General features: G+C 61.2%; 25 protein-coding genes. 9 read left to right on the forward strand and 16 right to left on the reverse strand.

Annotation, left to right across the window (positions count from 1 at the left end):
- Positions 1-3: 3 nt before the first annotated feature.
- The 3 genes from bchB to bchF are packed head-to-tail and all read right to left on the reverse strand — an operon-like array spanning position 4 to position 3,354.
- Complete coding sequence (bchB, locus tag H9Q16_RS13975; protein ID WP_191076804.1) at positions 4-1,551, reverse strand: ferredoxin:protochlorophyllide reductase (ATP-dependent) subunit B; 1,548 nt, start codon at positions 1,549-1,551, stop codon at positions 4-6.
- Positions 1,552-1,594: 43 nt separating this feature from the next.
- Positions 1,595-2,878 carry a ferredoxin:protochlorophyllide reductase (ATP-dependent) subunit N gene (locus H9Q16_RS13980; protein ID WP_191076039.1) on the reverse strand — a complete coding sequence of 428 codons (1,284 nt, stop codon included), beginning with the start codon at positions 2,876-2,878 and terminating at the stop codon, positions 1,595-1,597.
- On the reverse strand, positions 2,875-3,354 hold the full coding sequence (gene bchF, locus H9Q16_RS13985) for a 2-vinyl bacteriochlorophyllide hydratase (protein WP_191076040.1): 480 nt from the start codon (positions 3,352-3,354) through the stop codon (positions 2,875-2,877). The genes H9Q16_RS13980 and bchF overlap by 4 nt, the downstream gene beginning before the upstream one ends.
- A gap of 258 nt (positions 3,355-3,612) precedes the next feature.
- Between bchF and H9Q16_RS13990 the strand changes: the two genes are divergently transcribed.
- The 7 genes from H9Q16_RS13990 to idi all read left to right on the forward strand — a co-directional run bounded on the left by H9Q16_RS13990 (position 3,613) and on the right by idi (position 10,811).
- A complete protein-coding gene (locus H9Q16_RS13990) occupies positions 3,613-4,380 on the forward strand; it encodes a cobalamin B12-binding domain-containing protein (protein ID WP_191076041.1) in 768 nt (255 codons plus the stop codon).
- Entirely contained in the window at positions 4,377-5,807 is a 1,431-nt protein-coding gene (ppsR, locus tag H9Q16_RS13995) for a transcriptional regulator PpsR (RefSeq protein ID WP_191076042.1), read from the forward strand. Before H9Q16_RS13990 ends, ppsR begins: the two co-directional genes overlap by 4 nt.
- A gap of 170 nt (positions 5,808-5,977) precedes the next feature.
- Complete coding sequence (locus H9Q16_RS14000; protein ID WP_191076043.1) at positions 5,978-6,817, forward strand: cobalamin B12-binding domain-containing protein; 840 nt, start codon at positions 5,978-5,980, stop codon at positions 6,815-6,817.
- Positions 6,818-6,878: 61 nt separating this feature from the next.
- Entirely contained in the window at positions 6,879-7,781 is a 903-nt protein-coding gene (gene chlG, locus H9Q16_RS14005; RefSeq protein ID WP_191076044.1) for a chlorophyll synthase ChlG, read from the forward strand.
- Positions 7,778-9,064 (forward strand): MFS transporter, encoded by a 1,287-nt coding sequence (locus H9Q16_RS14010; protein ID WP_191076045.1) that lies wholly within the window; start codon positions 7,778-7,780, stop codon positions 9,062-9,064. Before chlG ends, H9Q16_RS14010 begins: the two co-directional genes overlap by 4 nt.
- A gap of 2 nt (positions 9,065-9,066) precedes the next feature.
- The gene (locus tag H9Q16_RS14015) at positions 9,067-10,245 is read left to right on the forward strand and encodes a geranylgeranyl diphosphate reductase (protein WP_425507701.1); all 1,179 of its coding nucleotides are present in this window, start codon (positions 9,067-9,069) and stop codon (positions 10,243-10,245) included.
- Positions 10,242-10,811: an isopentenyl-diphosphate delta-isomerase gene (gene idi, locus H9Q16_RS14020; RefSeq protein ID WP_246455753.1), complete on the forward strand. Its 570-nt coding sequence runs from the start codon at positions 10,242-10,244 to the stop codon at positions 10,809-10,811. The genes H9Q16_RS14015 and idi overlap by 4 nt, the downstream gene beginning before the upstream one ends.
- A gap of 2 nt (positions 10,812-10,813) precedes the next feature.
- Here the strand turns inward: idi and dxs are convergent, their stop codons facing one another.
- The 13 genes from dxs to H9Q16_RS14085 form a co-directional block, all read right to left on the reverse strand.
- Complete coding sequence (gene dxs / locus H9Q16_RS14025) at positions 10,814-12,742, reverse strand: 1-deoxy-D-xylulose-5-phosphate synthase (RefSeq protein WP_191076047.1); 1,929 nt, start codon at positions 12,740-12,742, stop codon at positions 10,814-10,816.
- A 219-nt stretch (positions 12,743-12,961) separates the two neighbouring features.
- On the reverse strand, positions 12,962-13,201 hold the full coding sequence (pufX, locus tag H9Q16_RS14030) for an RC-LH1 core complex protein PufX (protein ID WP_191076048.1): 240 nt from the start codon (positions 13,199-13,201) through the stop codon (positions 12,962-12,964).
- A gap of 11 nt (positions 13,202-13,212) precedes the next feature.
- Entirely contained in the window at positions 13,213-14,139 is a 927-nt protein-coding gene (gene pufM / locus H9Q16_RS14035) for a photosynthetic reaction center subunit M (RefSeq protein ID WP_191076806.1), read from the reverse strand.
- Between the two features lie 16 nt (positions 14,140-14,155).
- Positions 14,156-14,986: a photosynthetic reaction center subunit L gene (pufL, locus tag H9Q16_RS14040; protein ID WP_191076049.1), complete on the reverse strand. Its 831-nt coding sequence runs from the start codon at positions 14,984-14,986 to the stop codon at positions 14,156-14,158.
- Positions 14,987-15,112: 126 nt separating this feature from the next.
- The gene (gene pufA, locus H9Q16_RS14045; protein ID WP_191076050.1) at positions 15,113-15,280 is read right to left on the reverse strand and encodes a light-harvesting antenna LH1, alpha subunit; all 168 of its coding nucleotides are present in this window, start codon (positions 15,278-15,280) and stop codon (positions 15,113-15,115) included.
- A 14-nt stretch (positions 15,281-15,294) separates the two neighbouring features.
- Positions 15,295-15,453 (reverse strand): light-harvesting antenna LH1, beta subunit, encoded by a 159-nt coding sequence (gene pufB, locus H9Q16_RS14050; protein ID WP_191076051.1) that lies wholly within the window; start codon positions 15,451-15,453, stop codon positions 15,295-15,297.
- A 147-nt stretch (positions 15,454-15,600) separates the two neighbouring features.
- On the reverse strand, positions 15,601-15,843 hold the full coding sequence (gene pufQ / locus H9Q16_RS14055) for a cytochrome PufQ (protein WP_191076052.1): 243 nt from the start codon (positions 15,841-15,843) through the stop codon (positions 15,601-15,603).
- Positions 15,840-17,303 (reverse strand): chlorophyllide a reductase subunit Z, encoded by a 1,464-nt coding sequence (gene bchZ / locus H9Q16_RS14060; protein ID WP_191076053.1) that lies wholly within the window; start codon positions 17,301-17,303, stop codon positions 15,840-15,842. The genes pufQ and bchZ overlap by 4 nt, the downstream gene beginning before the upstream one ends.
- Positions 17,304-17,403: 100 nt before the next feature.
- Positions 17,404-18,987, reverse strand: a complete 1,584-nt coding sequence (gene bchY / locus H9Q16_RS14065; protein WP_191076054.1) for a chlorophyllide a reductase subunit Y — start codon at positions 18,985-18,987, stop codon at positions 17,404-17,406.
- Positions 18,980-19,999, reverse strand: a complete 1,020-nt coding sequence (locus tag H9Q16_RS14070) for a chlorophyllide a reductase iron protein subunit X (protein ID WP_191076055.1) — start codon at positions 19,997-19,999, stop codon at positions 18,980-18,982. Before H9Q16_RS14070 ends, bchY begins: the two co-directional genes overlap by 8 nt.
- Complete coding sequence (gene bchC / locus H9Q16_RS14075) at positions 19,996-20,937, reverse strand: chlorophyll synthesis pathway protein BchC (RefSeq protein WP_191076056.1); 942 nt, start codon at positions 20,935-20,937, stop codon at positions 19,996-19,998. Before bchC ends, H9Q16_RS14070 begins: the two co-directional genes overlap by 4 nt.
- A gap of 108 nt (positions 20,938-21,045) precedes the next feature.
- Positions 21,046-22,155 (reverse strand): methyltransferase, encoded by a 1,110-nt coding sequence (locus H9Q16_RS14080; RefSeq protein WP_191076807.1) that lies wholly within the window; start codon positions 22,153-22,155, stop codon positions 21,046-21,048.
- Between the two features lie 27 nt (positions 22,156-22,182).
- Positions 22,183-23,070 carry a polyprenyl synthetase family protein gene (locus H9Q16_RS14085; RefSeq protein WP_191076057.1) on the reverse strand — a complete coding sequence of 296 codons (888 nt, stop codon included), beginning with the start codon at positions 23,068-23,070 and terminating at the stop codon, positions 22,183-22,185.
- A 155-nt stretch (positions 23,071-23,225) separates the two neighbouring features.
- Here H9Q16_RS14085 and crtD point away from each other — a divergent pair, with 155 nt between their 5' ends.
- A complete protein-coding gene (gene crtD / locus H9Q16_RS14090; protein ID WP_343067886.1) occupies positions 23,226-24,764 on the forward strand; it encodes a 1-hydroxycarotenoid 3,4-desaturase CrtD in 1,539 nt (512 codons plus the stop codon).
- Positions 24,761-25,597 (forward strand): carotenoid 1,2-hydratase, encoded by an 837-nt coding sequence (crtC, locus tag H9Q16_RS14095; protein WP_191076809.1) that lies wholly within the window; start codon positions 24,761-24,763, stop codon positions 25,595-25,597. Before crtD ends, crtC begins: the two co-directional genes overlap by 4 nt.
- Positions 25,598-25,611: the final 14 nt, after the last annotated feature.

The raw sequence follows: 25,611 nt of genomic DNA on the forward strand, positions 1-25,611 counted from the left end.
ACTTCATCGCGCAAAATGGGCCTTCGCTTCGTAAAGTGTGTCGAGGCTGATCTCGTTCAGCCCCCTTTCTGCGGCAAAACTCTCGGTATTCCGCCGCGCCTTGCCGCGCACAAAAAACGGGATCTTCTTCAACTCACGCTCAGCGGTATCAAGCCAGATAACCTCGCCCGGATTCTTTTGCAGGCCGGAAATATCCCGGGGGGTCTGGGGGGCTGGCCCCCCATCCACGCTCGCCGCAGGCGCATGACCGCCATGATGGCTTGGCCCGGCGGCATCGTTGAATTCGAAATCCTCGCGGAACATGTGCAACAGATGCTCTTCCAGCCCCATAACCAGCGGATGCACCCAGGTATCGAAAAGCACATTGGCCCCTTCGAACCCCATCTGCGGGGAATAGCGCGCGGGGAAATCCTGCACATGCACAGGCGCAGAAATCACCGCGCAGGGGATGCCCAGACGCTTGCCGATATGACGCTCCATCTGGGTGCCCAAAATCATTTCGGGCTGAAGCGCCTCAATGACCTTCTCGACTTCAAGGTAATCATCCGTGATCAAAGCCTCGACGCCAAATTCTTTGGCCAGCGCGCGGACAGGTCGGGCAAATTCACGGTTGTAGCAGCCGATGCCCGCAACCTCGAAACCCATCTCATCGCGTGCCACGCGCGCAGCCGCCTGCACGTGCGTACCGTCCCCGAAGATAAAGACGCGCTTACCCGTCAGGTAGGTGCTGTCAACAGACGCCGCCCACCAGCGCTGACGCGCACGGGTATCGTCCAGCGGCGCATCCGACCCGGAAAGCGCGCGCACTTCCGCGATAAAGTCCTTTGTCGCGCCAGACCCGATGGGGATGGTTTTCGTATAGGGCTGATCGAACGTGCGTTCGCAATAGCGCGCGGCCTGTTCGCCGGTTTCGGGATAAAGCAGCACGTTGAAATGGGCCTGCGCCATGCGGCCAATGTCAGATGGGGTGGCACCCATGGGGGCGACCACGTTCACCTCGATGCCCAGCTCGAACAACAGGTTGGTGATCTCTGCCACGTCGTCGCGGTGGCGAAAGCCCAGCGCGGTCGGGCCGATGATGTTGCACGACACGCGCGCGGTCTTTGCCATGGGCGCGGCCAGATGCCGGACGATCTGGAAAAACGTCTCGTCAGCGCCAAAGTTTTCCTTGCGCTGGTAGCTGGGCAATTCCAGCGGAATAACGGGAACGGGCAGGCCCATCGTTTCGGCCAGCCCGCCGGGATCATCCTGGATAAGCTCGGCCGTGCAGGACGCGCCAACGATGATGGCCTCCGGCTTGAACCGGTCATAGGCATCCTGACAGGCCTGCTTGAAAAGCCCTGCCGTGTCGCTGCCCAGGTCGCGTGCCTGAAATGTGGTGTACGTCACAGGCGGGCGGTGATCGCGCCGTTCGATCATGGTGAACAGCAGGTCGGCATAGGTGTCGCCCTGAGGCGCGTGCAGGACGTAATGCAGGCCCTTCATGCCCGTGGCCACGCGCATGGCGCCAACATGTGGGGGGCCTTCGTATGTCCAGACCGTCAGCTTCATGAAGCCACCGTCGGGATTTGCATATTTTTGGAACATTGAAGGGTCATGCGGCGGCAATCCCCAATTTCGTCTTGCGGCGCAGCGGGCGCGCAAAGAGGGCTGCCAGATCGCCGGCCTGTTCGTAAAAGTGCACCGGGGTGAACACCAATTCGATGGCCCATTTGGTGCTGAGACCTTCCGCCTCGAGCGGGTTAGCAAGCCCGAGACCACACACCGTGAGATCGGGCTGGGCCGCGCGGCATCGGTCCAGTTGCAGGTCCACGTCCTGGCCCTCGGAAATCTGCGGCCCGGCGGGCAACAGATCCAGATCGGGGCCGTGCAAGGCATCGTGAATATAGGGGGAGCCCACCTCGAGCGCGGTCATCCCGCATTCACGGGTCAGGAACCGGGCCAACGGGATCTCCAACTGGCTGTCCGGAAAGAAAAATATGGTTTTGTCGTGCAGAACATCGGCGGCTTGCGAGACCGCCTGTTGCGCGCGGCGGCGGGGTGCGTCGGTGACATGGGCAAATGTTTCCGCATCCACCCCAAACTCAGCAGCGACCGCGGCAAGCCAGGCCGTTGTGCCCTCTTCGCCCAGCGGAAAGGGCGCCGGGATATGGCGCGCACCGCGGCGGGTAAGGGCGGCATGCGTGTCACTCAGGAAGGGCTGGGTCAGTGCATAGACCGTGTTGGCCCCAACACCCATTTCCGCGTCGATATTGCGCGCAGGCAAGACACGGACAGGCCCGATGCCCAGATCATCCAACAGGCTAAGCATCTGGTCTTCGACCACGTCGGGCAACGCACCGACAACCAACAGTTCCCGCGCATCGGTTTCGGGCAGCACAGGAACCATGGAGGCAAGACAGGCATCTTCGCCTTGGGTAAACGTCGTCTCGATCCCGGATCCTGAATATTCCAGCACCCGCACCTTGGGCGCGAATTGCTGGGTCAGACGTTCAGCCGCGCGGCTGAGATCCAGCTTGATCACTTCGGACGGGCAGGAGCCGACAAGAAACAGCTGCCGGATATCGGGACGACGCGCAAGCAGGCGCTCAACCTCGCGGTCAAGTTCTGCGTGGGCGTCGTTCAATCCGGCGAGGTCCGATTCTTCGAGAATCGCCGTCCCGAATCGTGGCTCCGCAAAGATCATCACCCCCGCAGCGCTTTGTAGCAGGTGCGCGCAGGTGCGGCTGCCGACCACCAGAAAGAAGGCGTCCTGAATTTTCCGGTGCAGCCAGATGATCCCCGTCAGCCCGCAAAAAACTTCGCGCTGGCCGCGCTGTTTGAGCACCGGCTGATCGCGGCAACCCAGCGATGGCGGAGGTGGGGATTGATCATTCATGACACCACCTGCCCGCCGAGCCGCGCCGCACGCAGTTTCAGCAGAAATTGCACCGCGTTGATCACGTAGGCCCCATAGGCCAGGAGTGCCGTGATCATCAGGGCCTGCGGCGTCATCGCGCCCGAGAAAAGTCCAACCAAATAAAGGGTATGCAGGGCGATTACGCCAAAACTGAACACGTCTTCCCAAAAGAACGCGGGGGCGAAAAGATACTGCCCGAAGACCACCTTTTCCCAGATCGCACCGGTGATCATGATCAGGTACAGAATTGCGGTTTTCAACACCACGGAGGCAGTTGCAATGGCATAGCCATCCCCGGTCAGGAGATAGCGCAGGACGAGCACCAGAGAGACCGCAAAGACAAGAAATTGGAGCGGGGCCAGAACACCCTGAACCACGGTCCATATCGTCGCGTCGCGGCGCGCACGCTGCTGCGGAGTATAAAGCGCTGACGATGTCGTGACGTGGTGTTCCATCCGGCCTCCCCCCTGCCAATCGTTCCTTTGAAATTGGCAGGGTCGACCCGATGTGTCAACTTTGATTTACACATGAATTCGCCACAGAGATGCAAAGAAATCTCGCGTTATCCATTGTGATTAAACAATCTTCTGGCGAGAAACATCAATATGTCAGCGTGAATTGACAATATATCGCTGAAAGTGGACGATGTTCGGGGGAATTGCTTAAATCGAACCCGACAACCGACGGACCAGCACGACGACTGGGAGCAATGAATGCAGCGAAACGCGGAGAAGACCGCCACTTTGCCTGCGCGAGGCGTTGATCGTTTTGCGCTCAAAGCATTGTCGATGGTCAGCGGCGGGGGTCGTGTCACGACCCGGCCAGCGGCCAATACGCCGCGCCCATTGTTTGCTGAACAATTATGCCGCTCCGTAACCAGCGCTGACCCTGCGGATGTGGACGAAGTTCTTGCGGTCATGCGCAAGGCCGGGGTCAGGGATACTGAAATATCCGACCATTACATTCCTGCCGTCGCGCGCCAGCTTGGCGCCGACTGGTGCGACGACATTCTGGACTTCACCCGCGTGTCCATTGGATCCGCGCGACTGCAGGGTTTGCTGCGGCGGCTCGATCCCATGTGGTGCACCCCGCATGAAACCGTCCCGACATTGGGTACCGCGCTGGTTGTCGTGCCGCACGGTGCGCAGCACATGCTTGGTGCGACGATCTTTGCCGGCCAACTGCGCCGGGGTGGCGCGAACACTGTGCTCGAACTCGATACTACCGCTTCCCAACTCGCGGCTTGCCTGGAAAAACTGCGGCCCGACGCACTGATGATTTCAGCTTCGCCAAGCGAAAGCCTTGAAACCCTCCAAGAACTGGTCCAAGTCGCACGGGAGACCACAGCTGAGATGCCGATCGCGCTCGGAGGCAGTGTTCTGGACCATCAAGAGGACATATGTGAGATGATTGGCGCAGACCACGCGATGCGCGACTGGACACAGGCGCTGACGCTTTGTCGACCGCGGGCTGCGCAATGAGGCTTGAGACGGAAAGCGCCTGGGTCAGCGGACTTGTTCCAAAGATCGCGCCTGACACGGTCACCGACATTATCGCACGCGTTTCTGACATGGCCCTGATCCTGTCCCGAACCGGGCAGATCGTTGGCATCATGGCCAGCCCCGGATTTCGCCCCAAGTCCAAGCTCAAGCAGTTCGAGGGCGCGCAAATCCGCGACACACTGACGGTTGAAAGTATCCCGAAGTTCGATCAGCGGCTCGAGCAGCATTTGCAGGATCCTTCCTCGGCACTCACGGTCGAGCTGAACCATTCCGCAACCGCAGCCCACCCCGAATTCCCGGTGCGCTACAGCATCCATGATCTCGGGCACGATGGCTCCATTCTGCTTCTTGGCCGGGATCTGCGACCCATTGCAGAAATGCAGCAGCAACTGGTGGCCGCCCAGATCACGCTGGAAAAAGACTATGAGACCCAGCGCGATCACGACACGCGGTTCCGCGCGCTCATGTCCTCCATCGAAGAGGCGATCGTTTTTGTGTCGCAGACCGATGGCACGATCCACGAATATAATGCCGCGGCAAAGTCCCTGCTGGACAAGGCCGGCCCCGATCTTTCAGGCACCACGCTTGAACGCCACTTTCGCACCCACCACACCGGGGAGCTGCTGGAGAGGCTGGCAGAGGCGGCGGGCGACAAGGCCGATCCGACCGTCGAGGCGCAAAGCAAGACCGGCGGGCGCGCCTATCTGATCCGACCTTTCGTATTCCGCTCTGGCGGAGAGCAGGTGATGATGTGCCGGATCCTGCCCGCGACCGGAAGCGAAGCGCAGGCTGAAACGCTCGGCGGTCATCTGGCCAGCCTTTATGATCACGGGCTGGACGGCATTGTCTTTGTCCGCAGCGATGGGCGCATCCTAAGCGCCAATGACGCCTTTCAGAATATGACCGATGTCAGCGATCGCAGCAGCCTGCAAGGCCGGTCTCTTTCGGAATTCTTCAGCCGCGGGAGCGTTGATCTGAATGTCATTCTGGAAAACGCAGCCCGCGCCGGCGCGATGCGCATCTATGCCACCCGTATCAGCACAGAATTCGGCGCAGAACGCCCGGTCGAAGTGTCGACCTGTCGGGTGCGCGCGGGCAAAGACGCCGTCTTTGCATTGGTCATCCGGGATGTCAGCCGTACCGAAACCGTGCGCGCCACTGCGCAGGGTGGCGACGATGTGAACAACCAGTCTGTCATCGATCTGATCGGCAGTCAGTCATTGCGCGAAATCGTGGCCCAGACGACGGATGTGGTTGAAAAGCTTTGCATCGAAACGGCGGTCGAGCTGACGTCCAACAACCGGGTCGCTGCTTCTGAAATGCTCGGCCTGTCGCGGCAGTCACTCTACGTAAAGTTGCGCAAGTATGACCTGCTTAAATCTGGCGGTACTGACACCACAGACTAGCCGATCGCCAAAGCGCCTATTTGTCTGCCGTTTCGCGGACACACCATCTAAGCGCCCGCAGAAAATAGGCAGTATACTGCAACTCTGCCGTGAACCTGTTGCGCGAATCGTCTGCTCAGGTATTCTTGACCCTGACGGGCAGCCCTAGCCAAGCTGCGCTAGGGGGACACATGACAGACTCAAGCGACGACTCATTGTCGTTCAGTGACGACGTCTACAACCAGACGTTTGCCAAGGTCACATCTCTGCGCAACATCCTGCCGAAAAATTCGGTTGAAATGCTGGCGCGCGAGGTGATCCTGCGCCTGCAAAAACAATCATTGGCCCGGCAGCACGACCTTGAATCCCCCTCTCCGGAAAAGATTGCCCTGCTCAGCCGTGCCCTGATGTCGCGCGACGCACAGGCCGGTATTGATTTCGTGCATCAGATCCGGGCCGATGGGGCAACAGCCGAAACCGTTTACCTTGTCTATCTTCAGTCTGCCGCACTGCAACTGGGTACATGGTGGGAACAAGACCGCATATCCTTTGTCGATGTCACCATCGGCACCGGGCACATTTACGCCATCATGCGGGGGCTGCGTCCCCTGTTTGTCAGTCGTGATGCGCCGTCCGCCCGCAAGACGGCCCTATTTGCCTGCGTCCCGGGTGAGGATCATCATCTCGGGATCAGCATGGCGGCTGATCTTTTCCGAAATTCAGGGTGGGACATCGACCTGAAGACGGATTTGGATCATGACGCCCTTGTGGATCACGCGCACCAGACCCGCGCCGCGGTCGTCGGGGTGTCTGCGGCGAGCGATCGTGCGCTGCCTCATCTCGCAAAGCTGGTCGTGGCCCTGAATATAAACCAGCCGGAATCAGCGATTGTGGTCAGCGGCAACATCTGCGCGGTCGCTGGGAAAGCCATTGATCTGATGGATGTCGATGGTCAGGCACATGACTTCAGGTCGGCACAGGAGATCATCGAATCCCTTTGGCAAAACCGCCAGATTTCGACCCTCCGCTAAGGCGACTGTCAATATAACATTACACTTGATGAATGGCTAACTGTAAGGCTAGACTTACAGTATGTCTGCAACCGCCACCCTGCCCGTCCGCCGATTGCCGGAGCCCGCTGCCATGCTGCGGCTGATCAAGCCGATCACATGGTTTCCACCGATGTGGGCTTACCTGTGCGGCGTGGTCTCTTCGGGGGTTTCGCCCTCCGGGCAATGGCTCATGGTCGTGCTGGGTCTGTTGCTCGCAGGTCCCATCGTCTGCGGCATGAGCCAGGCCGCCAATGACTGGTGCGACCGCCACGTGGATGCAATCAATGAACCCGACCGCCCGATCCCGTCCGGGCGCATTCCGGGCCGCTGGGGCCTGTGGATAGCGCTGGCGATGTCGGTGCTGTCAGTGCTCGTCGGCTATCAACTTGGTCCATGGGGCTTTGGCGCGACCATCCTTGGTGTCGCGGCAGCCTGGGCCTATTCGGCAGAACCCGTTCGGCTCAAACGATCCGGCTGGTGGGGCCCGGGCCTTGTGGGTCTGTGCTACGAAGGGTTGCCGTGGTTCACAGGTGCCGCCGTTCTTGCTGCGGGATCGCCTGCGTGGCCTGTGGTGCTGATCGCCGCGCTCTATGCCATCGGCGCACATGGCATCATGACGCTGAATGATTTCAAGGCGCTTGAAGGTGACCGCGCAACAGGCGTGAACTCCCTTCCCGTGACTTTGGGGCCAGATCGCGCCGCACGTGTCGCTTGCGCCATCATGACCGCACCGCAGATGATTGTCATTGCCCTGCTCTTCAGCTGGGGCAAGCCACTGCACGGTGCGGCCATTGCCGCATTGTTGCTAGCGCAGTTCGCCGCGATGCGCGTTCTGCTGCGCGACCCCAAAGGCCGCGCACCCTGGTACAACGGCACGGGTGTCACGCTTTATGTCGCGGGCATGATGATCGCCGCCTTCGCGTTGCGGGGGTTGGGCACGTGACCCTCAGCTGGACACAGATCGCCCGGCTTGGACTGGTGCAGATGGCCTTGGGGGCCATTGTAGTGCTGACCACCTCGACCCTGAACCGCCTGATGGTGGTGGAATTTGCTCTCCCCGCGATCCTGCCCGGCGCACTGGTGGGTTTGCACTATGGTATTCAGCTGTCCCGCCCCCGCTGGGGCTTTACGTCCGACACGGGCGGTAACCGTACCCGGTGGATCATCGGCGGGATGATGATCCTGGCCGTTGGCGGCTTTGGCGCTGCGCTGGGTGTGACACTTTTTGCGCAAAGCTATGTTCTGGCCCTGTCCCTCTCGGTTTTGGCCTATGCCCTTATCGGTATCGGTGTTGGCGCATCCGGCACGTCCCTCCTGGCCCTGCTGGCCACGGCCACCGCACCGGAACGTCGCGCGGCGGCGGCCACCATCACCTGGCTGATGATGATCTTTGGCATCGCGATGACCGCCGGGCTTGCAGGCAGCTTTCTTGACCCCTATTCACCCGCGCGCCTGCTCAGTGTCGTTGCTGTTGTCGTCACACTTGCCACCATGATGACCGTGCTCGCCGTTGGCCGAATTGAACGCCGCGTGACCGCTGCCCGCCCCGAGACACCGACACCCTTCCTTGAGGGACTGCGCGAGATCTGGGCCGAACCCAAGGCCCGCAACTTTACCCTCTTCGTGTTTCTGTCGATGAACGCGTACTTCATGCAGGAACTGATACTTGAGCCCTACGCGGGTCTGGTCTTTGCCTTTACGCCCGGCCAGTCCACATCGCTGAGCGGTGCGCAAAATGGTGGCGTCTTTCTGGGCATGCTGACGGTCGGCATCGCCGCAACCGGGTTCAAATGGGGGGCGCTACGCAGCTGGGTCATCGCGGGATGTCTTGGTTCGGCCGGCGGGCTCGCGTTGATCGCCTGGGCCGGAATTGCGGCAACGCCTCTGCCGCTGACACCGCTCGTCGTGGTCCTCGGATTTTTCAACGGCATGTTTGCTGTCGCCGCCATCGGATCAATGATGGCGCTTGCCAGCCAGGGGCGCGGCCAACGTGAAGGCACGCGCATGGGCCTTTGGGGTGCGGCACAAGCCATCGCCGCAGGCTTTGGCGGGCTCATGGGTGCCGCCGCCGTGGATATCATGCGCAGCCAGATGGCGGACGGCGCGGCCTTTGCCACCGTCTTTACCGCCGAAGCCCTCATTTTTGTCGCCGCCGCCGTGATGGCCGCACGGATCATAGAAGACACAAGAGCGCCCAATATGGGTGCCCTGGTACCGGGAGAATGACCATGTTCGATGTTGTCGTGATTGGCGGTGGGCCATCTGGTGCCACTGCTGCCGAAGATCTGGCCCGTTCTGGTCAAAAGGTTGCGCTGCTGGACCGCGAGGGCAGGATCAAACCCTGCGGCGGGGCGGTCCCGCCTCGCCTGATACAGGATTTTGCCATTCCCGACAGCCAGATTGTCGCGCGCATCAATACCGCGCGCATGATTTCCCCTACCCAGCGGCAAGTCGATATCCCGATCGAGAACGGCTATGTCGGCATGGTGGACCGCGAACACTTTGACGCCTTTCTGCGTGACCGCGCAGAGGCCGCCGGGGCCACCAGGTACACGGGCACCTTCCTGCGGATCGAGCGGGATGAGGAATGCACGCGCGTTCTTTACCGCGAAAAGGCCACGGGCGAGACACAGATCCTGCAAACGCGGCTGATCATCGGCGCAGACGGCGCGCGGTCCTCTGTTGCAAAGGCCGAAGTACCGGGGGGTGACAAGATCCCCTATGTGATCGCCTACCACGAAATCATCGAAGCGCCCGAAGCGACAGCGCAATACGACCCTCTGCGCTGCGACGTCATCTATGACGGCAAGATCTCACCCGACTTTTATGGCTGGGTCTTTCCCCATGGCAAATCCGCCAGTGTTGGGATGGGCACCGGGATCGACGGCGTGGACCTTAAGAAGGCCACCGCAGAGCTGCGCGTCGCCTCTGGTCTTGAGCATTGCCGCACCATCCGCCGCGAGGGGGCGCCCATTCCGCTCAGACCAATGGACCGGTGGGACAATGGCCGCGACGTGGTGTTAGCGGGCGATGCTGCCGGCGTTGTGGCACCATCGTCGGGCGAAGGGATTTACTATGCGGTGGTCGGTGGCCGTGTCGCGGCGACTGCTGCTGCTGCCTGTCTGGCGACCGGGCGGGTGCGCGATTTGGGTCTGGCCCGCAAGCTTTTCATGCGCGAACACAAGCAGGTCTTCCGCGTGCTGGGGGCGATGCAAAACGCCTACTATCGCAGCGACGAAAGACGCGAACGCTTTGTCTCGCTGTGCCATGACATCGACGTCCAGCGACTGACCTTCGAGGCCTATATGAACAAGAGACTCGTCAAGGCCCGCCCGCTGGCGCACCTCAAGATCGGGATCAAGAACTTGGCTCACCTGACGCGACTGGTGTCCGAGACGCGGGTATGAACGAACACGTACGCCACGACCTTGTCGATGCAGATGTGGCCGGGATCATGATCCCGACATGGATCGACGGCGCGCTACAGCCCTATGACAAGCTCAGCGCCCACCGCGAAGGATTGCGGCACAAGGCGGTGTCGGTCTTTGTCGTGGCAGGCGACGCGGTGCTGCTGCAACAGCGCGCTGCGCATAAATATCATACGCCCGGCCTTTGGGCGAATGCCTGCTGCACCCATCCTGAATGGGCCGAAGACTCCGAAACCTGCGCCGTGCGCCGCTTGCAGCAGGAACTGGGGATCACCGGCCTTGCCCCGCAGCATCGCGGCCAGGTCGAATACCGCGCCGATGTCGGCGGCGGGCTGATCGAACATGAAGTGGTCGAAGTCTTCGTTGCCGATGCACCTGCAACCCTGTCGGTCACGCCGAACCCGGACGAGGCGATGGCGATCCGCTGGCTGCAGGCCGACCAGCTCGAGCATGAAATCGCGCAACACCCCGACCGTTTCACGCCCTGGCTGCGTATCTATCTGGCCGAACACCACGCCATGATCTTTGGGGATAAGGTCGCCTAGGGTCAGGCCCCGAGGGCACCAAGCACCATTTCCGCATCAGCGCCCGCCGCCTGCAACGCCGTCGCCGCGATATCCGTCGCCGTCAGCCCCGCATCTGCATACATCGCATCCGGTGCGGCCTGATCAATGAACCGGTCCGGCAGCGTCATCGTGCGGATCGCGAGCTTGCCATCCAGCAAGCCATCCTGCGCCAGCGTGTGCAAGACCATCGCGCCAAATCCACCGCGCGCGCCCTGCTCGACCGTGATCAGCGCCCGGTGGTTCCGGGCCAGTCTGGTCAGAAGAGCGTGGTCCAGAGGCTTGGCAAAGCGCGCATCGGCCAGGGTGACGGACAATCCCGCTGCCTCGATCTTCGCGGCCGCTTTCCTGCATTCACCCAGATGCGCACCAAACGACAGCAGCGCCACATCCGATCCTTCGGACAGAACCCGGCCCTTGCCGATCTCCAAAACCTCGCCCGTTTCAGGCATCGGCACGCCTTCGCCCTCGCCGCGGGGATAACGGAATGCGATCGGCCCAAGGTCATGCGCCGCAGCAGTTGCCACCATATGCACCAGTTCTGCCTCGTCGCCCGCAGCCATCACGGTCATGTTCGGCAAGGCCGACAGATAGCCCACATCAAAAGCACCCGCATGGGTCGCACCATCGGCACCGACCAAGCCGGCCCGGTCAATCGCAAAGCGCACCGGCAGGTTCTGCAAGGCCACGTCATGCACGATCTGGTCATAGCCCCGTTGCAGAAAGGTCGAATAGATCGCGCAGAACGGTTTGAGGCCGGATGCCGCCATCCCGGCCGCAAACGTCACCCCGTGCTGTTCGGCAATTCCCACATCGAACATGCGCGCCGGGTGCGCCCGGGCAAAAATATCCATCCCGGTGCCCGACGGCATCGCTGCGGTGACGCCCACGATACGCGGGTCATTCGCTGCCAGATCGCTTAACGCCTGACCAAAGACTTTGGTGTAAGATGGCGCATTCGGTCGCTTCTTGGCCTGGGCACCACTGGCGGGATCAAACTTGCCAACGCCATGATACTTGTCTGCGGATTGCTCAGCCGGGGCATAGCCTTTGCCCTTCACGGTGCAGCAGTGGATCAAAACCGGCCCGGTCGCGCGGGCCCTCGCCGCACGCAGAACGCCCAGCAGCTGATCCATGTCGTGACCGTTGATCGGCCCGATATACTGAAACCCCAGTTCCTCAAACAACGTACCCTTTGCGCCCACAGCCCCGGTCACCATTTGTCGCGCGCGGCGCGCATGGTCGCGCAGCGGGCCGGGCAACGCGGCCTCAAACCCCTCGGCGGCCTGCTGCAGGTTCCCCAGCGGTGAGGCATAGAGCCCCGATAGGTATTTCGACATCGCACCCACCGGCGGGGCGATGCTCATCTCGTTATCGTTAAGGATGACAAACATCCGCCGCCCTTCGGCGCCGGCATTGTTCAGTGCTTCGTAGGCCATCCCGGCACTGATTGATCCATCCCCGATCACGGCAATGGCGTCACCTGTGGGTTGGCCCATGTCCCGGCCTATAGTGAACCCCAGCGCGGCAGAAATGGACGTCGAACTATGCGCCGCACCAAACGGGTCGTATTGGCTTTCGCTGCGCTTGGTAAAACCAGAAAGCCCGCCTTCCTGCCGTAGCGTCGCCATGCGGTCGCGGCGCCCCGTCAGAACCTTGTGCGGATAGCACTGATGTCCCACATCCCAGATCAGCTTGTCGCGCGGCGTGTCGAATACCGCATGCAGCGCCACGGTCAGCTCGACCACACCCAGCGATGATCCCAGGTGCCCACCTGTGGTTGCAACGCTTTCGATGACCTCGTTGCGCAACTCAGCCGCGACATCGCCAAGCGCGCTGTCAGACAGACCGCGCAGATCAGCGGGCGAAGCGATCCGATCCAGATGAGGCGTCAGTTTCGCGGCACGGTCCATGGCAATGATCCTTTCGGCTTGCCTTCAGATTGCGCTGAAAGCGTGGCCTGTTGGCCCGGGATAGGGGACGGAGAGCTGATGATCTCCGTCCCCGTGTCTCCCGTAGCCAACAGGAGGTGCCAGAGGCGGTGTGACCCCGGGCGCATCCGACACCCCCAAGGGACAGGGAGGGCCGGATCAGGTGGGCAGACCCGCCGCGCGGACGGATCTGCCGGTGTCTCAGAGTAGTTGCGTGCCTGTCTCGGCAGGGATCACATACGAGAACGGCGTGGGGTCTTCAGTGTCCCGCGATTCCTCTGGCAACAGCAGTCCGATGGCATAGAGCGCCCAGATGCAGAACCAGAGGGCCAGACAAAAGACCGCAGCATAGGCCGCCCCTTTCAGCATCAGCATTGTAATATCCGCCGACAGCCGGAACTTGGGGTCGCCTGTGCGCAGATAGTCGTTGTTGTCAGTCATCTTTCATCCCCTCAATCAAGCGGCGCATAGCCGTGTTCCTGTGCCCAGACGAACCAGTTATCCACGACCGTGCCGGTCAGCAGGATACCGATGCCGCCGGTCAGCGTGGTCAGCACCGCAAACCACCAGGCCCAGCGGTGAATGCCTTCCATCGTGGCGTTGAACCCCATGGTCCAGCGCCAGAACAGGGCCGCACGTTCAGACGCGGTACCCCGGTCAACGATCTGTTCAATCTCACGCTCGCCGCCATAGCGGCTGACCGCCAGAATGGTCGCGCCATGCATCGCAAAAAGCAGGGCAGAGCCATAAAGAAACGCAATCGAAAGGGCGTGGAACGGATTGTAGAACAGATTGCCATAGGTCAGCGAAAAGAGGTTCGTCCAATCCAGATGCGGGAAGATCCCGTATGGCACCGCCTCTGCCCAAGACCCCATCAGGATCGGGCGGAACAGCCCCAGTACCAGAAACAGCCAGATCGCAGAGGCAAAAGCCCAGCTCACGTGTTTACCCATGCCCAGTTCTTCGGCCCGCAGGTAGGTACGGATCCACCAGCTGATGACACTGACCAACAAGAAGAAACTGGCGATGATCCACCATCCTCCCTCGTTGAGCGGCGCAAAGCCGAGGCCGTATTCCTCGCTCGGCGGCTCTAGCGCCAGCCAGAAAAGATCGCGCATGAACAGGGCCGGGGAATAATCCACCTGCGCCCAAAAGCTCATGCCGACAATAAAGAACCAGATGAACCCGGTCGCCAGCGACACGACACCAAAGGTGCCCAGGTAAATCGGCCCCAGCTGCGCGTTGCCGAATATGCCCGCAAGGCTGCTGAACCCGGCTTTCTTTGTGCGTTCGCGATCCAGAGTACCGGTCGGATCCATACCCATCTCGGGCGGACCCTGCACCTGAACCTGTGTGAAGATATTCTGATATTCAACCATCATTGCTCATCCCCTCCTACAGGTCCGCCCACCAGGGCAATTCAAGCCACCAATCCCACCATGCAGACCAGGCATCGAACCAGATCGTACCGGAAATGATGATGCAAACCGCACTCCAGAATACGGCGTTCAGTGCAAGCAGCAGACCAAGGCGGTGAATGCCCAATGGCCCAATCGAATAGCCGATCAGATCACGGAAATAGGTGTCTTCGTGATCCGGCGTGGCAATCGTCTTGCCCTTGCCGGGGTTGACCGCCGACAGCACCAGTGACCCGTGCAGCGCAAGCGCCAGACAGGTGGTGAAAAAGAAGGTGATCGCCACCATATGCGCCGGGTTGTAATGGAAGTTGCCGTAGGCGTATCCCACGTTGTTCACCCAATCGAGGTGGCTGAATATGCCATACGGGAACCCATGGCCCCAGGCACCCAGCAGAACAGGGCGAATAATCACCAGCGTGACATAGGCCAGAATGGCAAAACCAAAGGCGAAGGGCACATGATACCCGATGCCAAGTTTTCGACAAATCTCGACCTCGCGCATCATCCAGCTGACAAAGGCCAGCGTGGCGCAAAACGTAATGATCTGCCAAAGGCCACCTTCGGCCAGCGGCGCGATCCCAAGGCCCACTTCAAGCGACGGTGGATCGATGGAAATCAGCCAGGGGTTCCAGGTGTCCCCCAGGGCTGCGCCATAAAAAATAAGTATCGTGCCGAGGGCGGCAAAGAAGAATGTCGTGACCCCGAAGAAGCCGACATAGAAAGGCCCCACCCAAAAGTCGAACAGATCACCGCCAACCAACGTCCCGCCACGAACCCGGTACTTTCTTTCGAAGCTGAGCATCGCCATCTTCTGTCTCCTCTCGCGCGCGGGTGCTGTCACCCCGACGCGTTCATGCGTGTCTTGTCTTTGTTTGCCGCGGGCGGCAGAGCACTCCCCCGCCCGCAGCTGTGTTTGCGTTAGCTAGCCGAGCAACTAGTCCGCCGCAGCTTCGGTGCCGAAGGCGCGGTTGAACCAGTTGGTTTCCGGATTGCTCAGCAGGACGAGGTGAATCATCGCAGCCAGCAAAAAGAGGAAAACACCCTGCGCCACGAATACGCGGCGGGGGTCAAAGACCAGCCAGATCTTGTAGAACTGTGCCATCTAAGTCTCCTCTCCTAACCCCAGGCGAACCAGGGCAGCTTGAAATACGTCAGAATATGCGCAACGACCGCCACGATCGTGAAGATCGTGAAGCCGCTCATATAGACCGAGTGCAATTCCTGCGCCTGCTCGTCTGTCAGACCTGTGAAAGACAGGTCGTCTTTGTCAGCCATGGTTTTTCTCCTGAAAAACATCTGATACGCCGCGCCTACCCGGCGGCCGGGTTACGACAGGGGCTCATCCCCTGCCCTAATCCACCATTCCGGGGGAACGGCGAACCTCGTGACCGACCCTGATGTGCAGGGCCGGAAATCCTTGCGTCAGGCAGTAAAGATCATCGGTGTGATGATCCCGGCCTGGCTCCATGCCGATTTGATCGGGCCCTTCTTGGGCAGACGCATCTGGCGCGCGGCCTTCAGGCCCCATGTCAGAAACGCCATCGGCAGGGTCGCGATAAAGATCACGGCGAAATAGACGATGTATTCGCGGCGATGGGCATCCTGCCGACGCCTGGCGCGCGGCGTGTCCATCTCCATGTCGATCTGATGACTGATATCTGTCATTGGCTTCCTCCCGAAGCTGATTGAAGAGCATTCACCGTTTCCAGCACGACCCGCTCGGCCCCTTGATCAAGCGCGCGCTTTTCAGCGGCATCTCGCAGGGTCTTGGCGGCGGAAATACGGGTAAGAATGGGGTGCGTCGCGACGATTTCATCGAGACGCTTTTGCGCATCCGCGTCCCATGGGAAATCCCTGCGCAGCGGTGTCGGCGTCGCGGGCGTGGCGTCCATTTCAGATCCAAGGGGCAGAATGTGAAAGAGCGCATCAAAAAGAGCATTGCACACTTCCTGCACCAGATAGGTGGCACCGGCGTACCCCATGAAGGGCGTGCCCGTGGCGCGCCGGATGGCGGCACCTGGGAAACTTGCGGGGATAAAGGCCGGCGCCGGGCCAAAGCCCGCCTTCATCTCGGCCAAATACATCTTTTCGTTGATCGACCCCATGACGATCAGGGGGCGCTTTTCATGCAACATCGCGCGCACCGCATCATTGTCAGTCTTCTTGCCTGCGGTTCGCGCCACGGCAAAGGCGCACGGCAGCCCCAGATCATTCTCAAGGAAATTCCGCACGCCCCGCGCGTAGGTCTCATTGGCCACAATCGCAAAGCTGGCGGTGGCAAAGAAATCCTGCGTCACGGACCGCCAAAGATCCCAGACAGGTTTGATGGTCGAATGTTTCTCACGCTCGATGAACGGTTCTGGATCCAGCTCCAGCATCTCCCCCAGCATCCGCAGGAACTTGGTCGTACTTTCGATCCCCACAGGCGCCTGTAGATAGGGCTTGCCCAAAACTTCACAAAGTCCGCGACCAAACTCGCGATACATGCAGACATTCACATCCGCATTCACCAGCCCGCGCATCTCGGCCACATGCGCACCCAGCGGCATCACCATGTTGACCTCGGCCCCGATCCCCTCGACCAGCCTGCGTATCTCAGCCAGATCCGATGGCATGTTGAACGTGCCATACATCGGCCCAAGGATATTGACCCGCGGCCGGGCCCCCTCCTCGCGCTTGGCTTCCTTGGGCATCCGCCCCTTGGTCATGCCAAATTCGGTGAACAGCCACGTCATCGCGCGGTCGGCCGCTTCCCACTGATCCTCATCAATCGTGCGCGGCAGAAACCGCTGAATATTGGTGCCCATGGGCGTGACGCCGCCACCGATCATCTCCGCGATCGACCCGGTGACAACCACGGCAGGGAGGGCCGGATCAAGCGTGCCCCAAGCGCGTTTCATCGCGCCCTCGGTGCCATCGCGCCCCAGTTCTTCCTCGCCCAATCCGGTTACCACAATCGGCAACTCATGCGGTGGCAGGGCGTCGGTATAGTGCAGAACAGAGGTCACCGGCAGGTTCTCGCACCCCACCGGCCCGTCAATCACACACTGCAATCCCTTGATGGCACAAAAGGCATAAACAGCCCCCCAGTACCCACCGGCGCGGTCATGGTCCTGGATCAACATCCCGGTCCTCCCCGCACTTTCAATGTTCCAAAAATATGCACGTGCACCGCCTGCATAAAAACGCAGCCTCGGGACGAAGCGATATGGAATACCGAACCGATCATATCATCTCAGCCGCTTTGGCGGCCTTGGCGGCGCGCTCCAGCTTCTTCTGGTTCAACGCGCGAAACTGCGGTTGCAGGTTCGGCTCGCCTTCCCAAACCCCGGCGGTATCGGCATGCCCCACCCCTTCAAAGAAGGTGCGCATGTGATCCATCCGGTCCTTGTTGCCCATCGCGGCGTTCACCACCTGCGCCAGAGAACCGGCCCCAGCCACACCCATCAGCGGGCGCGCAGAAATAAGGTTGGTAAAATAAAGCGACGGAATGCCCAGTTCCTTGCCCTTTTGCACTACAGGTGTGGTGCCAATGGCCAAATCAGGTTTGATCGCCTCCATCGCCGCCAGATCATCCTCCAGCGACGCCCGGTACTTGACCGTCACACCCTTGTCGGCCAGCCATGCCGCATCCGCTGCAGACCACGGTGTCTTGGGACAGGCGGTGCCGACATAGGGCACATCCGCGCCGCTTTCGATCAGCAACCGCGCAACCAGCAACTCGCTGCCTTCATAGCCCGACAGCGTGATCGTGCCGTTGATCGGTGCCGCCCCCAGCGCCCCCTTGATGGCAGGCAGAAACGCGTTTTGCGCCTCCGCAATCTTCTCTGGCGCGATATTGAACACATCGCCAATTCCGGCCAGCCATGCAGCCGTTCCATCATGCCCAACAGGCGCAGAGCCGACAACTGGCCGTCCCGCAGTCTCGAACTCGCGGACTGATGCGGTGTAAAACGGATGGATCGCCGCCACTGCCCCACAATCCAACGCGGCATAAAGCTCCCGCCATTCGCGACACGGCACCACAGGGCCCGCGGCCAGTCCCAGCGGCGCCAGCATCTGACCAATCATCATCGGATCCGCCGGAAACATCTCGCCCAACATGCTTACCGTCGGGCGATCCGACGTACCGCTCGCGGGCATGGCCACTGGCCCCGCCTCGATCTCTTCGCGCGCGTATTTCAGCATCGCACCCGCCAGAACATCCTTGGCCTCGGCATGGGTCGGGATCCCAAAGCCGGGCACATCAATGCCCACAATCCGCACGCCGTTGATCTCATCCGGCAGCAGCCGCAGCGGCACGCCGGATGCCGTGGGCACACACAGATTGGTCACGACAACGGCGTCATAGCGCTCTGGATCCGCCAGATCATGCACCGCCTCGCGGATGTCTTCGAACAGCTTTCCCGTTACCAATGACTCAGAGTTAAACGGCACATAGCCGACCGACCGACGCGCGCCGTAGAAATGCGACACAAACGTCAGCCCATATACACAACAGGCCGAACCCGACAGCACCGTCGCCGTCCGCTTCATCCGCAACCCGACGCGCAAAGACCCGAACGCAGGGCACATCGACTGCGGCTTGTCATGCGGCCCCTGCGGATAATCCTTGGCGTACTGATCCAGAATGTCCGATTTGCCCGCCGCCCGCGCGGCCTCCGCCATCGTGGACGCTGAACTGCACGCGCCCTCGGGCGCGACCTGCCCGGTGGTATCGGCCACAAGCATGTCGGGCGCAGACGCTTCAGTGATCTCCACCTGATCCGCCGCGTCATAGCGCACGTGATATCCCTGGCGATCAGACATCGTCGTAGATCACCTCAAGGCTGACTTTCGGCTTTGCGTTCTTGCCGCGCATATCCATGTCGGTGGCGGGTTCCAGAACCACATTACCGCCCGTTTCAGACGCATCGAAAAGACCAAGCAACCCGTCCTGATCAAGTGGCGTGGGCCGCACAGGCGGCGCACCGGCCACTTCCATGCCGAGATCTGCAAAAAGCTGACCCCACTGGGATTCCATTGTCCCGACAATCTGGTAGTTGGCGGATTTCTTGCGCAGGTCATCGTCCTGCGGGATGGCGGCAAGTACTGGAATATCGACTTCCTTGGCAAAGGCCGCAGCCTCGCCCGAACCGTCATCCTTGTTGATAACCAGCCCGGCCACGCCAACATTGCCGCCCAGCTTGCGGAAATACTCCACCGCCGAACAGACGTTGTTGGCCACATAAAGCGACTGAAGATCGTTCGAGGCGACCAGAATCACCTTCTGCGCCATGTCCCGCGCAATGGGCAGGCCAAAGCCGCCACAAACCACATCGCCGAGGAAATCAAGCAGCACATAGTCAAAGTCCCAGTCATGGAACCCCAGCTTCTCCAGCAGCTCAAACCCGTGAATGATCCCGCGCCCGCCACAGCCGCGTCCAACCTCCGGCCCGCCAAGCTCCATCGCAAAGACGCCGCCACGCTTGAAACAGACATCGCCAATGGCAACCTCTTCTCCGGCCAGCTTCTTCTTGGTCGACGTCTCGATGATCGTCGGGCAGGCCTTGCCGCCAAAGAGCAGCGACGTGGTGTCGGACTTGGGGTCGCACCCGATCAGCAGAACGCGCTTGCCCTGCTCGGCCATCATGTGGCTGAGGTTGGCCAGCGTGAACGACTTGCCAATGCCGCCTTTGCCGTAGATCGCAATGATCTGTGTCTTGCTGGTGGGCTCTTCGGCGACAATATCGGCGAAATCCTCGTTGGCTTCGTCGCGCAGGCGCTGATCAAAATCCTCGATCGTTCCGCCGTCCTTCAGGTTGGGGATATCAAGTGTCATGCGTGACCTTTCCAGTCGAGAATCATTTTCAGACAGCCCGCATCAGTAAAGGCCGTCTCGTAGGCGCCGGGCGCGTCAGCGGCATCGGCGGTATGTGTGATCAGTCCGGACAGCGACAGCGCGCCGCTTTCGACAAGGCTGCGGGTGGCGTGCAAATCATCGCGCGTCCATTCAGCAGCAACGCGGAAACGCGCCTCTTTCATAAAGGCGGGTGGGAAGGCAAAGCTGATGGGCGCGGCGTAAAAACCGGCCAGAACGATCTCGCCACCCTTGACCAGACGACCGATCAGATCGCCCAGAACCTCAGTGCTGCCAGAAGCGTCATAGATCGACCCATAGTCGCGGCGCGGGTCCTCATCGGGATGCACCACGTCGTACCCCTTTGCACCTGAGCGGCGCGCAGGGTCAATATCCCAGACAGTGGGCGCAGGTGCCCCAGCGGCAATGGTCAACCGCGCCAGCAGACGACCCAGAACCCCATGGCCCACGATCAGGTCCGGCACAGCCTTTCCCGGTCCGGCAATGGCGTGCCGTGCGGTGGCTGCAAGGGCCAGCAACGCACCCTCTGCCTTCAATCCAGGATCAATTCGGGTGACGCGATCTGCATCTGTCACCAAAAGTTTTGAAGCTGCGCCGAAAAGGCCAAAAGCCCCCTCGTAACAATTCGCCCCCGGTACAAACACGCGTTCACCGGGCTTGTATCCGGTGGCAGGGGCGGCCTCGACCACCTCGCCCACGGCCTCATAGCCGGGGACCAGCGGATACCCCATGCCGGGGAAGGGCGGCATCTCACCTGACCAGAAAAGCTTTTCGGTGCCCGTCGAGACACCGGAATGGGACACGCGCACAACCAGATCACCAGCCGACGGCGCCTTCATTTCAAGCGAATCGAGAACCAGTATCCGAGGTCCTTTGAGTATGACCGCTGTTGTGTGCAAACGTCCCTCCCCTTGGGTCGCAGGGCCATGCTGCAGTGCGACAGACTCAGGCACTGCCAGCAAACCCTATGTGTAAGGTAGAACTGACATCAAAATGTGTCAACTAACTTAGACAGTTGGTTTTTGCGCGACCAGACATCGGGTCACGTAGACCCGCCTTGGTTTTGGTGTCTGGGTCACATTGAAACCGGCAGCTGAGACCAGATCGGATATTTCTTCGATCGATCTTGCCCGGCCTGTCCGCATCGCCAGCGTATAGAGGGCGAAATAGACATCCCCCGCCCGTTCGGGGCGCGCGCCGCCCGTCATCGGCTCGGAAATCAGCAGCATCCCGCCGGGCGGCAGGGCAGCGAAACAGGTTGCCAACAAATCTGCCACGGTGTCATCCGCATGGTCATAAAGCACCCGCACCAGTGAAATCGCATCGGCCCCTTTGGGCAGCGCGCCGTCACGGAATGACCCAGATACGACCTGCGCGCGCTCTGACAAACCCAGCTGCGCGAATCGCGCGTGTGCCGCGTCAGCGACCTGTGGAAGGTCAAAGAGAGTAAGCTCAACACCGGGATATGCCTTGCCGACACTCCCCGCAAAAACACCCGTCCCTCCGCCAACATCCATCAGATGCCGCGCGCCGGATAGGTTCACACTGTCAAGTGTGTCCTCTGCCACCAAAACCTGGCTTTCTGCCATCAGATCGGAGTAGGTCTGCGCCACCTCCGGGGCCATGTCGCCGCCGAAAACATAGGGCCAGAACCCGGCAAGCTCTGTCTCGACGTCGCCGCGAAAGAAGGCCACCGGATCGGCCAGATCGCGGTAAAAAACATCGTGGTGCCGGATCATCTGCGCCAATCCGGGCACACCGACAAGCGCCGCGCCGCGCGTGGTCAGCGCAAAGGCACCGCCGCGCCTGATCTTGAGCAATCCAAGGGACACACCCGCACGCAGCAAGATCACCATCCGATCCTCCGGCACGTCGGACACCCGCGCCAGCGCCGCAGCGCTCTGAGCGCCCTGCATCAGTTTTTCGGGGATCTCCAGTTGCACCAGCGCCATCAACACCTGCGAATGGCAAAACCCCGCAAGCAGATCAAACAGCGCCTCGCCTTCACGCCGCACCAACCCACGCGTCAGCGGAAATCGCGCTGCCCAGCGCTGGAATCCACGGGATGCGACAAGTCTGGCGGGCCAGCCCGCAACGCGGCGGCGTCGTTTGGGCATGGCGATGGGGCCAGCCGCGTCCGCCATTTATTCGCCGGGTATGCGCGAGGCCTGTGCCGCACGCCATTTCAGCGGCGTCAGCGCTTCGGCCTGTGCGTTGACCATCTTGGCCAGATGCGCCTCGCCGGGGCACTTGGGGATCGACGAAATCGCTCCGCTCAGAATGTCGCGCATTCGCGCGATCGCCCCGTCGATGCCAAATTCAGTCACCGCATTGGGCCGACCATGCAGATCATCCTGCCCGACGGGCTTGCCAAGCGTCTCTTCATCATAAAGCGCATCGCGCAAATCATCAGCCACCTGAAACGCCTCGCCGATGCGCGCGCCCAGTTCCTCCCAAGGCTCCGCGTCCTGACCGGCGGCCAGCGCCCCCATCTGCGTGGCGGCCATGAACAACGCCCCGGTCTTGGCCGCGTGATAAGCAGACAGATCTACCTCGTCTTCGCTTTCCCACCCCTGCCCGGCACAGATACCATTTGGCATGCCGGTGCGGTTGGACAGCACACGGATCAACTGCAGCGCACGCGCCGCATCATCGCCCGCAGCACGGGCCAGCACATCAAAGGCCATGATGATCAGGCTGTCGCCCACCAGCACCGCCAGGGGTTCGCCAAAGGCACGATGCACCGACGGTTTGCCCCGCCGCACATCTGCATCATCGAAGGCCGGCAGATCATCATGCACAAGTGATGCGCAATGTATCAGCTCCAGCGCCGCCGCAGCCGCATCTGCCAGCGCAGGCCGGTCATCGCCACAGGCAGCGGCAACACTCATCAGAATGGTCGGCCTGATCCGCGCGCCACCTGGCGTCACGGCATAATGCAACGCTGAAGCAAGCTTGCCCGGACTTGGCGGATGTTGCCCCTGCCGGATGGCCTGCGTAATCGCATTATCTATCCGCTCAGCAAACTGCATGTCCGGTCCCCCGTGGCAAAGGTGCCTGGTGCGGATGTACTTTAACAACGACACCAAATGTGTAAACTAGACTGGACACATCTGCTGTACTTGTCAACGCCACCTCACGGAAGGAACCTGCCATACCCCCTGCTCAGCCCAGCCATATCGCGATCATCGGCGCGGGAATCGGCGGCCTTGCTGCGGCGCTACGGCTGGCCAGCGCGGGGCTGCAGGTCTCGGTGTTCGACAGCCACACAGCGCCGGGTGGCAAGATGCGCACAGTCCCGTCTGCGGCAGGTCCGGTTGACGCCGGTCCTACTGTCCTGACCCTCAAGCCAGTGTTCGACGCGCTCTTCGCGGACGCGGGCGCGCGGCTCGAAGACCATGTGACACTGGAAACCGAGCCCCTGCTTGCGCGGCATTTCTGGCCAGACGGCACCACCCTGGATCTTTTCTCTGACATCCAAGCCTCGGTCGACACGGTATCCCGCACCTTTGGCACCACCGCCGCGGCCGAATTCCGTGCCTTCACGGCGCGGGCCAACCGCCTGTTCGACGCCTTCGAAGGGCCAATGATGCAGGCCGCGACACCATCGCTCGGCGCGCTGACCCGCCATACGCTCAGGAACCCTGCGCTGATCCCGCAGATGGCCCCCCATCAAACGCTGTCCAGAATGCTGGCCCGCCGCTTCAGCGATCCCAGGCTGGCACAGCTTTTTGCCCGCTATGCCACCTATGTCGGCGGTACCCCGGAGCAATCACCCGCGATCCTTTCGCTGATCTGGGCGGCAGAGCAACGCGGCGTCTGGCATGTCAAAGGCGGCATGCACAGATTGGCGGTCGCAATTGCAGATCTGGCCCAAGCGAACGGCGCATCCTTTCACTTTGACGCGCATGTGACGCGAATCGAAATGCAGGACCAGCAACCGGTAGCCATACACACCAACGGCGATAGACACCCCGTCGATATGGTGCTCTTTAATGGGGACCCGCGCGCCCTGACCCAAGGCGCGCTTGGCGATGGCATCACCACAGCGGTTTCCGGACAGGCCACCGAACCGCGCAGCCTGTCCGCGCAGGTCCATGCCTTTGCCGCCACCGTGGACGATACGGTGCCCCTTGCCGCGCACAACGTCTTTTTCGCGGCTGACCCGGCGCGGGAATACCACCCGCTGCACAAGGGCAAGGCGCAATCCGATCCGACGCTCTATATCTGCGCGCAGGACCGCTTTGGCGGGCGCAAGCCCGTTGGACAAGAACGGTTTGAAATCATCATGAATGCGGCCCCTGTGGGGTCAGGTGCAGCACCCGACGATAACGAGGTCACCAAATGTCAGACACTGATCTTCAACCGCCTGCGGCAGTTCGGGCTGCATTTCACCCCAACACCGGGGCCAGAAACGCTGACCGGGCCGGCTGCGTTCCATCAGATGTTCCCCCATTCGGCCGGGTCGCTTTACGGGCGTTCCCCCAGGGGGATGATGGCAGCCTTTCACCGGCCAACGGCACGAACGGCGATCAAGGGCCTCTACCTTGTGGGAGGGGGAGCGCACCCGGGGGCGGGAGTGCCGATGGCAACCCTCTCCGCCGCGCACGCGGCAGACGCGATTCTGAACGACCTTTCTTTGACCTCGACGTCCCGCCCGGCGGATACGCATGGTGGTATGTCGATGGGGTCAGCGACGATGGCACGCGCGCCGTTTCGGTCATAGGGTTTATCGGGTCTGTCTTTTCACCATGGTACCACTGGTCAGGTCGTGGCGACCCGGCCAACAACTGCTGCATCAACGTCGCAACCTATGGCCCGGGCGGGCGGTTCACGATGACGGATCGGGGCCGCACTGCCCTGCGCCGCGAATCTGACAGCCTGACGGTGGGCCCCAGCCAAATGCGCTGGATGGGAGACGCGCTTGAGATCGACATTGATGAAGTGTCATCGCCGCCGCTGATCAGCCGGGTGCGCGGGCGCATCACCTTGCGTCCGTCAGCGGTGACAAATGTAGAATTGCCTCTGACCCCCGATGGCGCCCATGTCTGGCGGCCCTTCGCACCGACCTCGCGCATCAATGTGGCACTGCAGGCGCCGGGTTGGCAGTTTGACGGGCACGGCTACTTTGACGCCAACTTTGGCACCCGCCCGCTTGAGCATGATTTTAGTTATTGGACATGGGGGCGGTATCCGACCGCTTCGGGATCCACCTGCTTCTATGACGCAGACCGCAGGGATGGCACGTCATTGGAAGCCGCCATAGGATTCGATCGCGATGGAAAGGCACAGGTGGTGCCGGCCCCGCCTCGCACCAAATTCCGCCGTTCAAACTGGGCCCTGAGGCGCGAAACCCGCGCTGATCACGGCGTTACACCCCGCCAGATCAAACCCATGCTGGACGCGCCGTTCTACAACCGCGCGATCGTCGAAACACAAATCGACGGAGAAATCGTACAGGGCGTACACGAAGCCCTTGACCTAAAGCGCTACGCCTCACCCTTGCTCAAACCAATGCTGGCTGTGCGCGTCCCACGACGCGCGCGCTGGCAATTCTGAGGGTCTGCAGGAAA

This window comes from Sulfitobacter aestuariivivens (genome assembly GCF_014763045.1).
Classification (GTDB): Bacteria; Pseudomonadota; Alphaproteobacteria; order Rhodobacterales; family Rhodobacteraceae; genus Sulfitobacter; species Sulfitobacter aestuariivivens.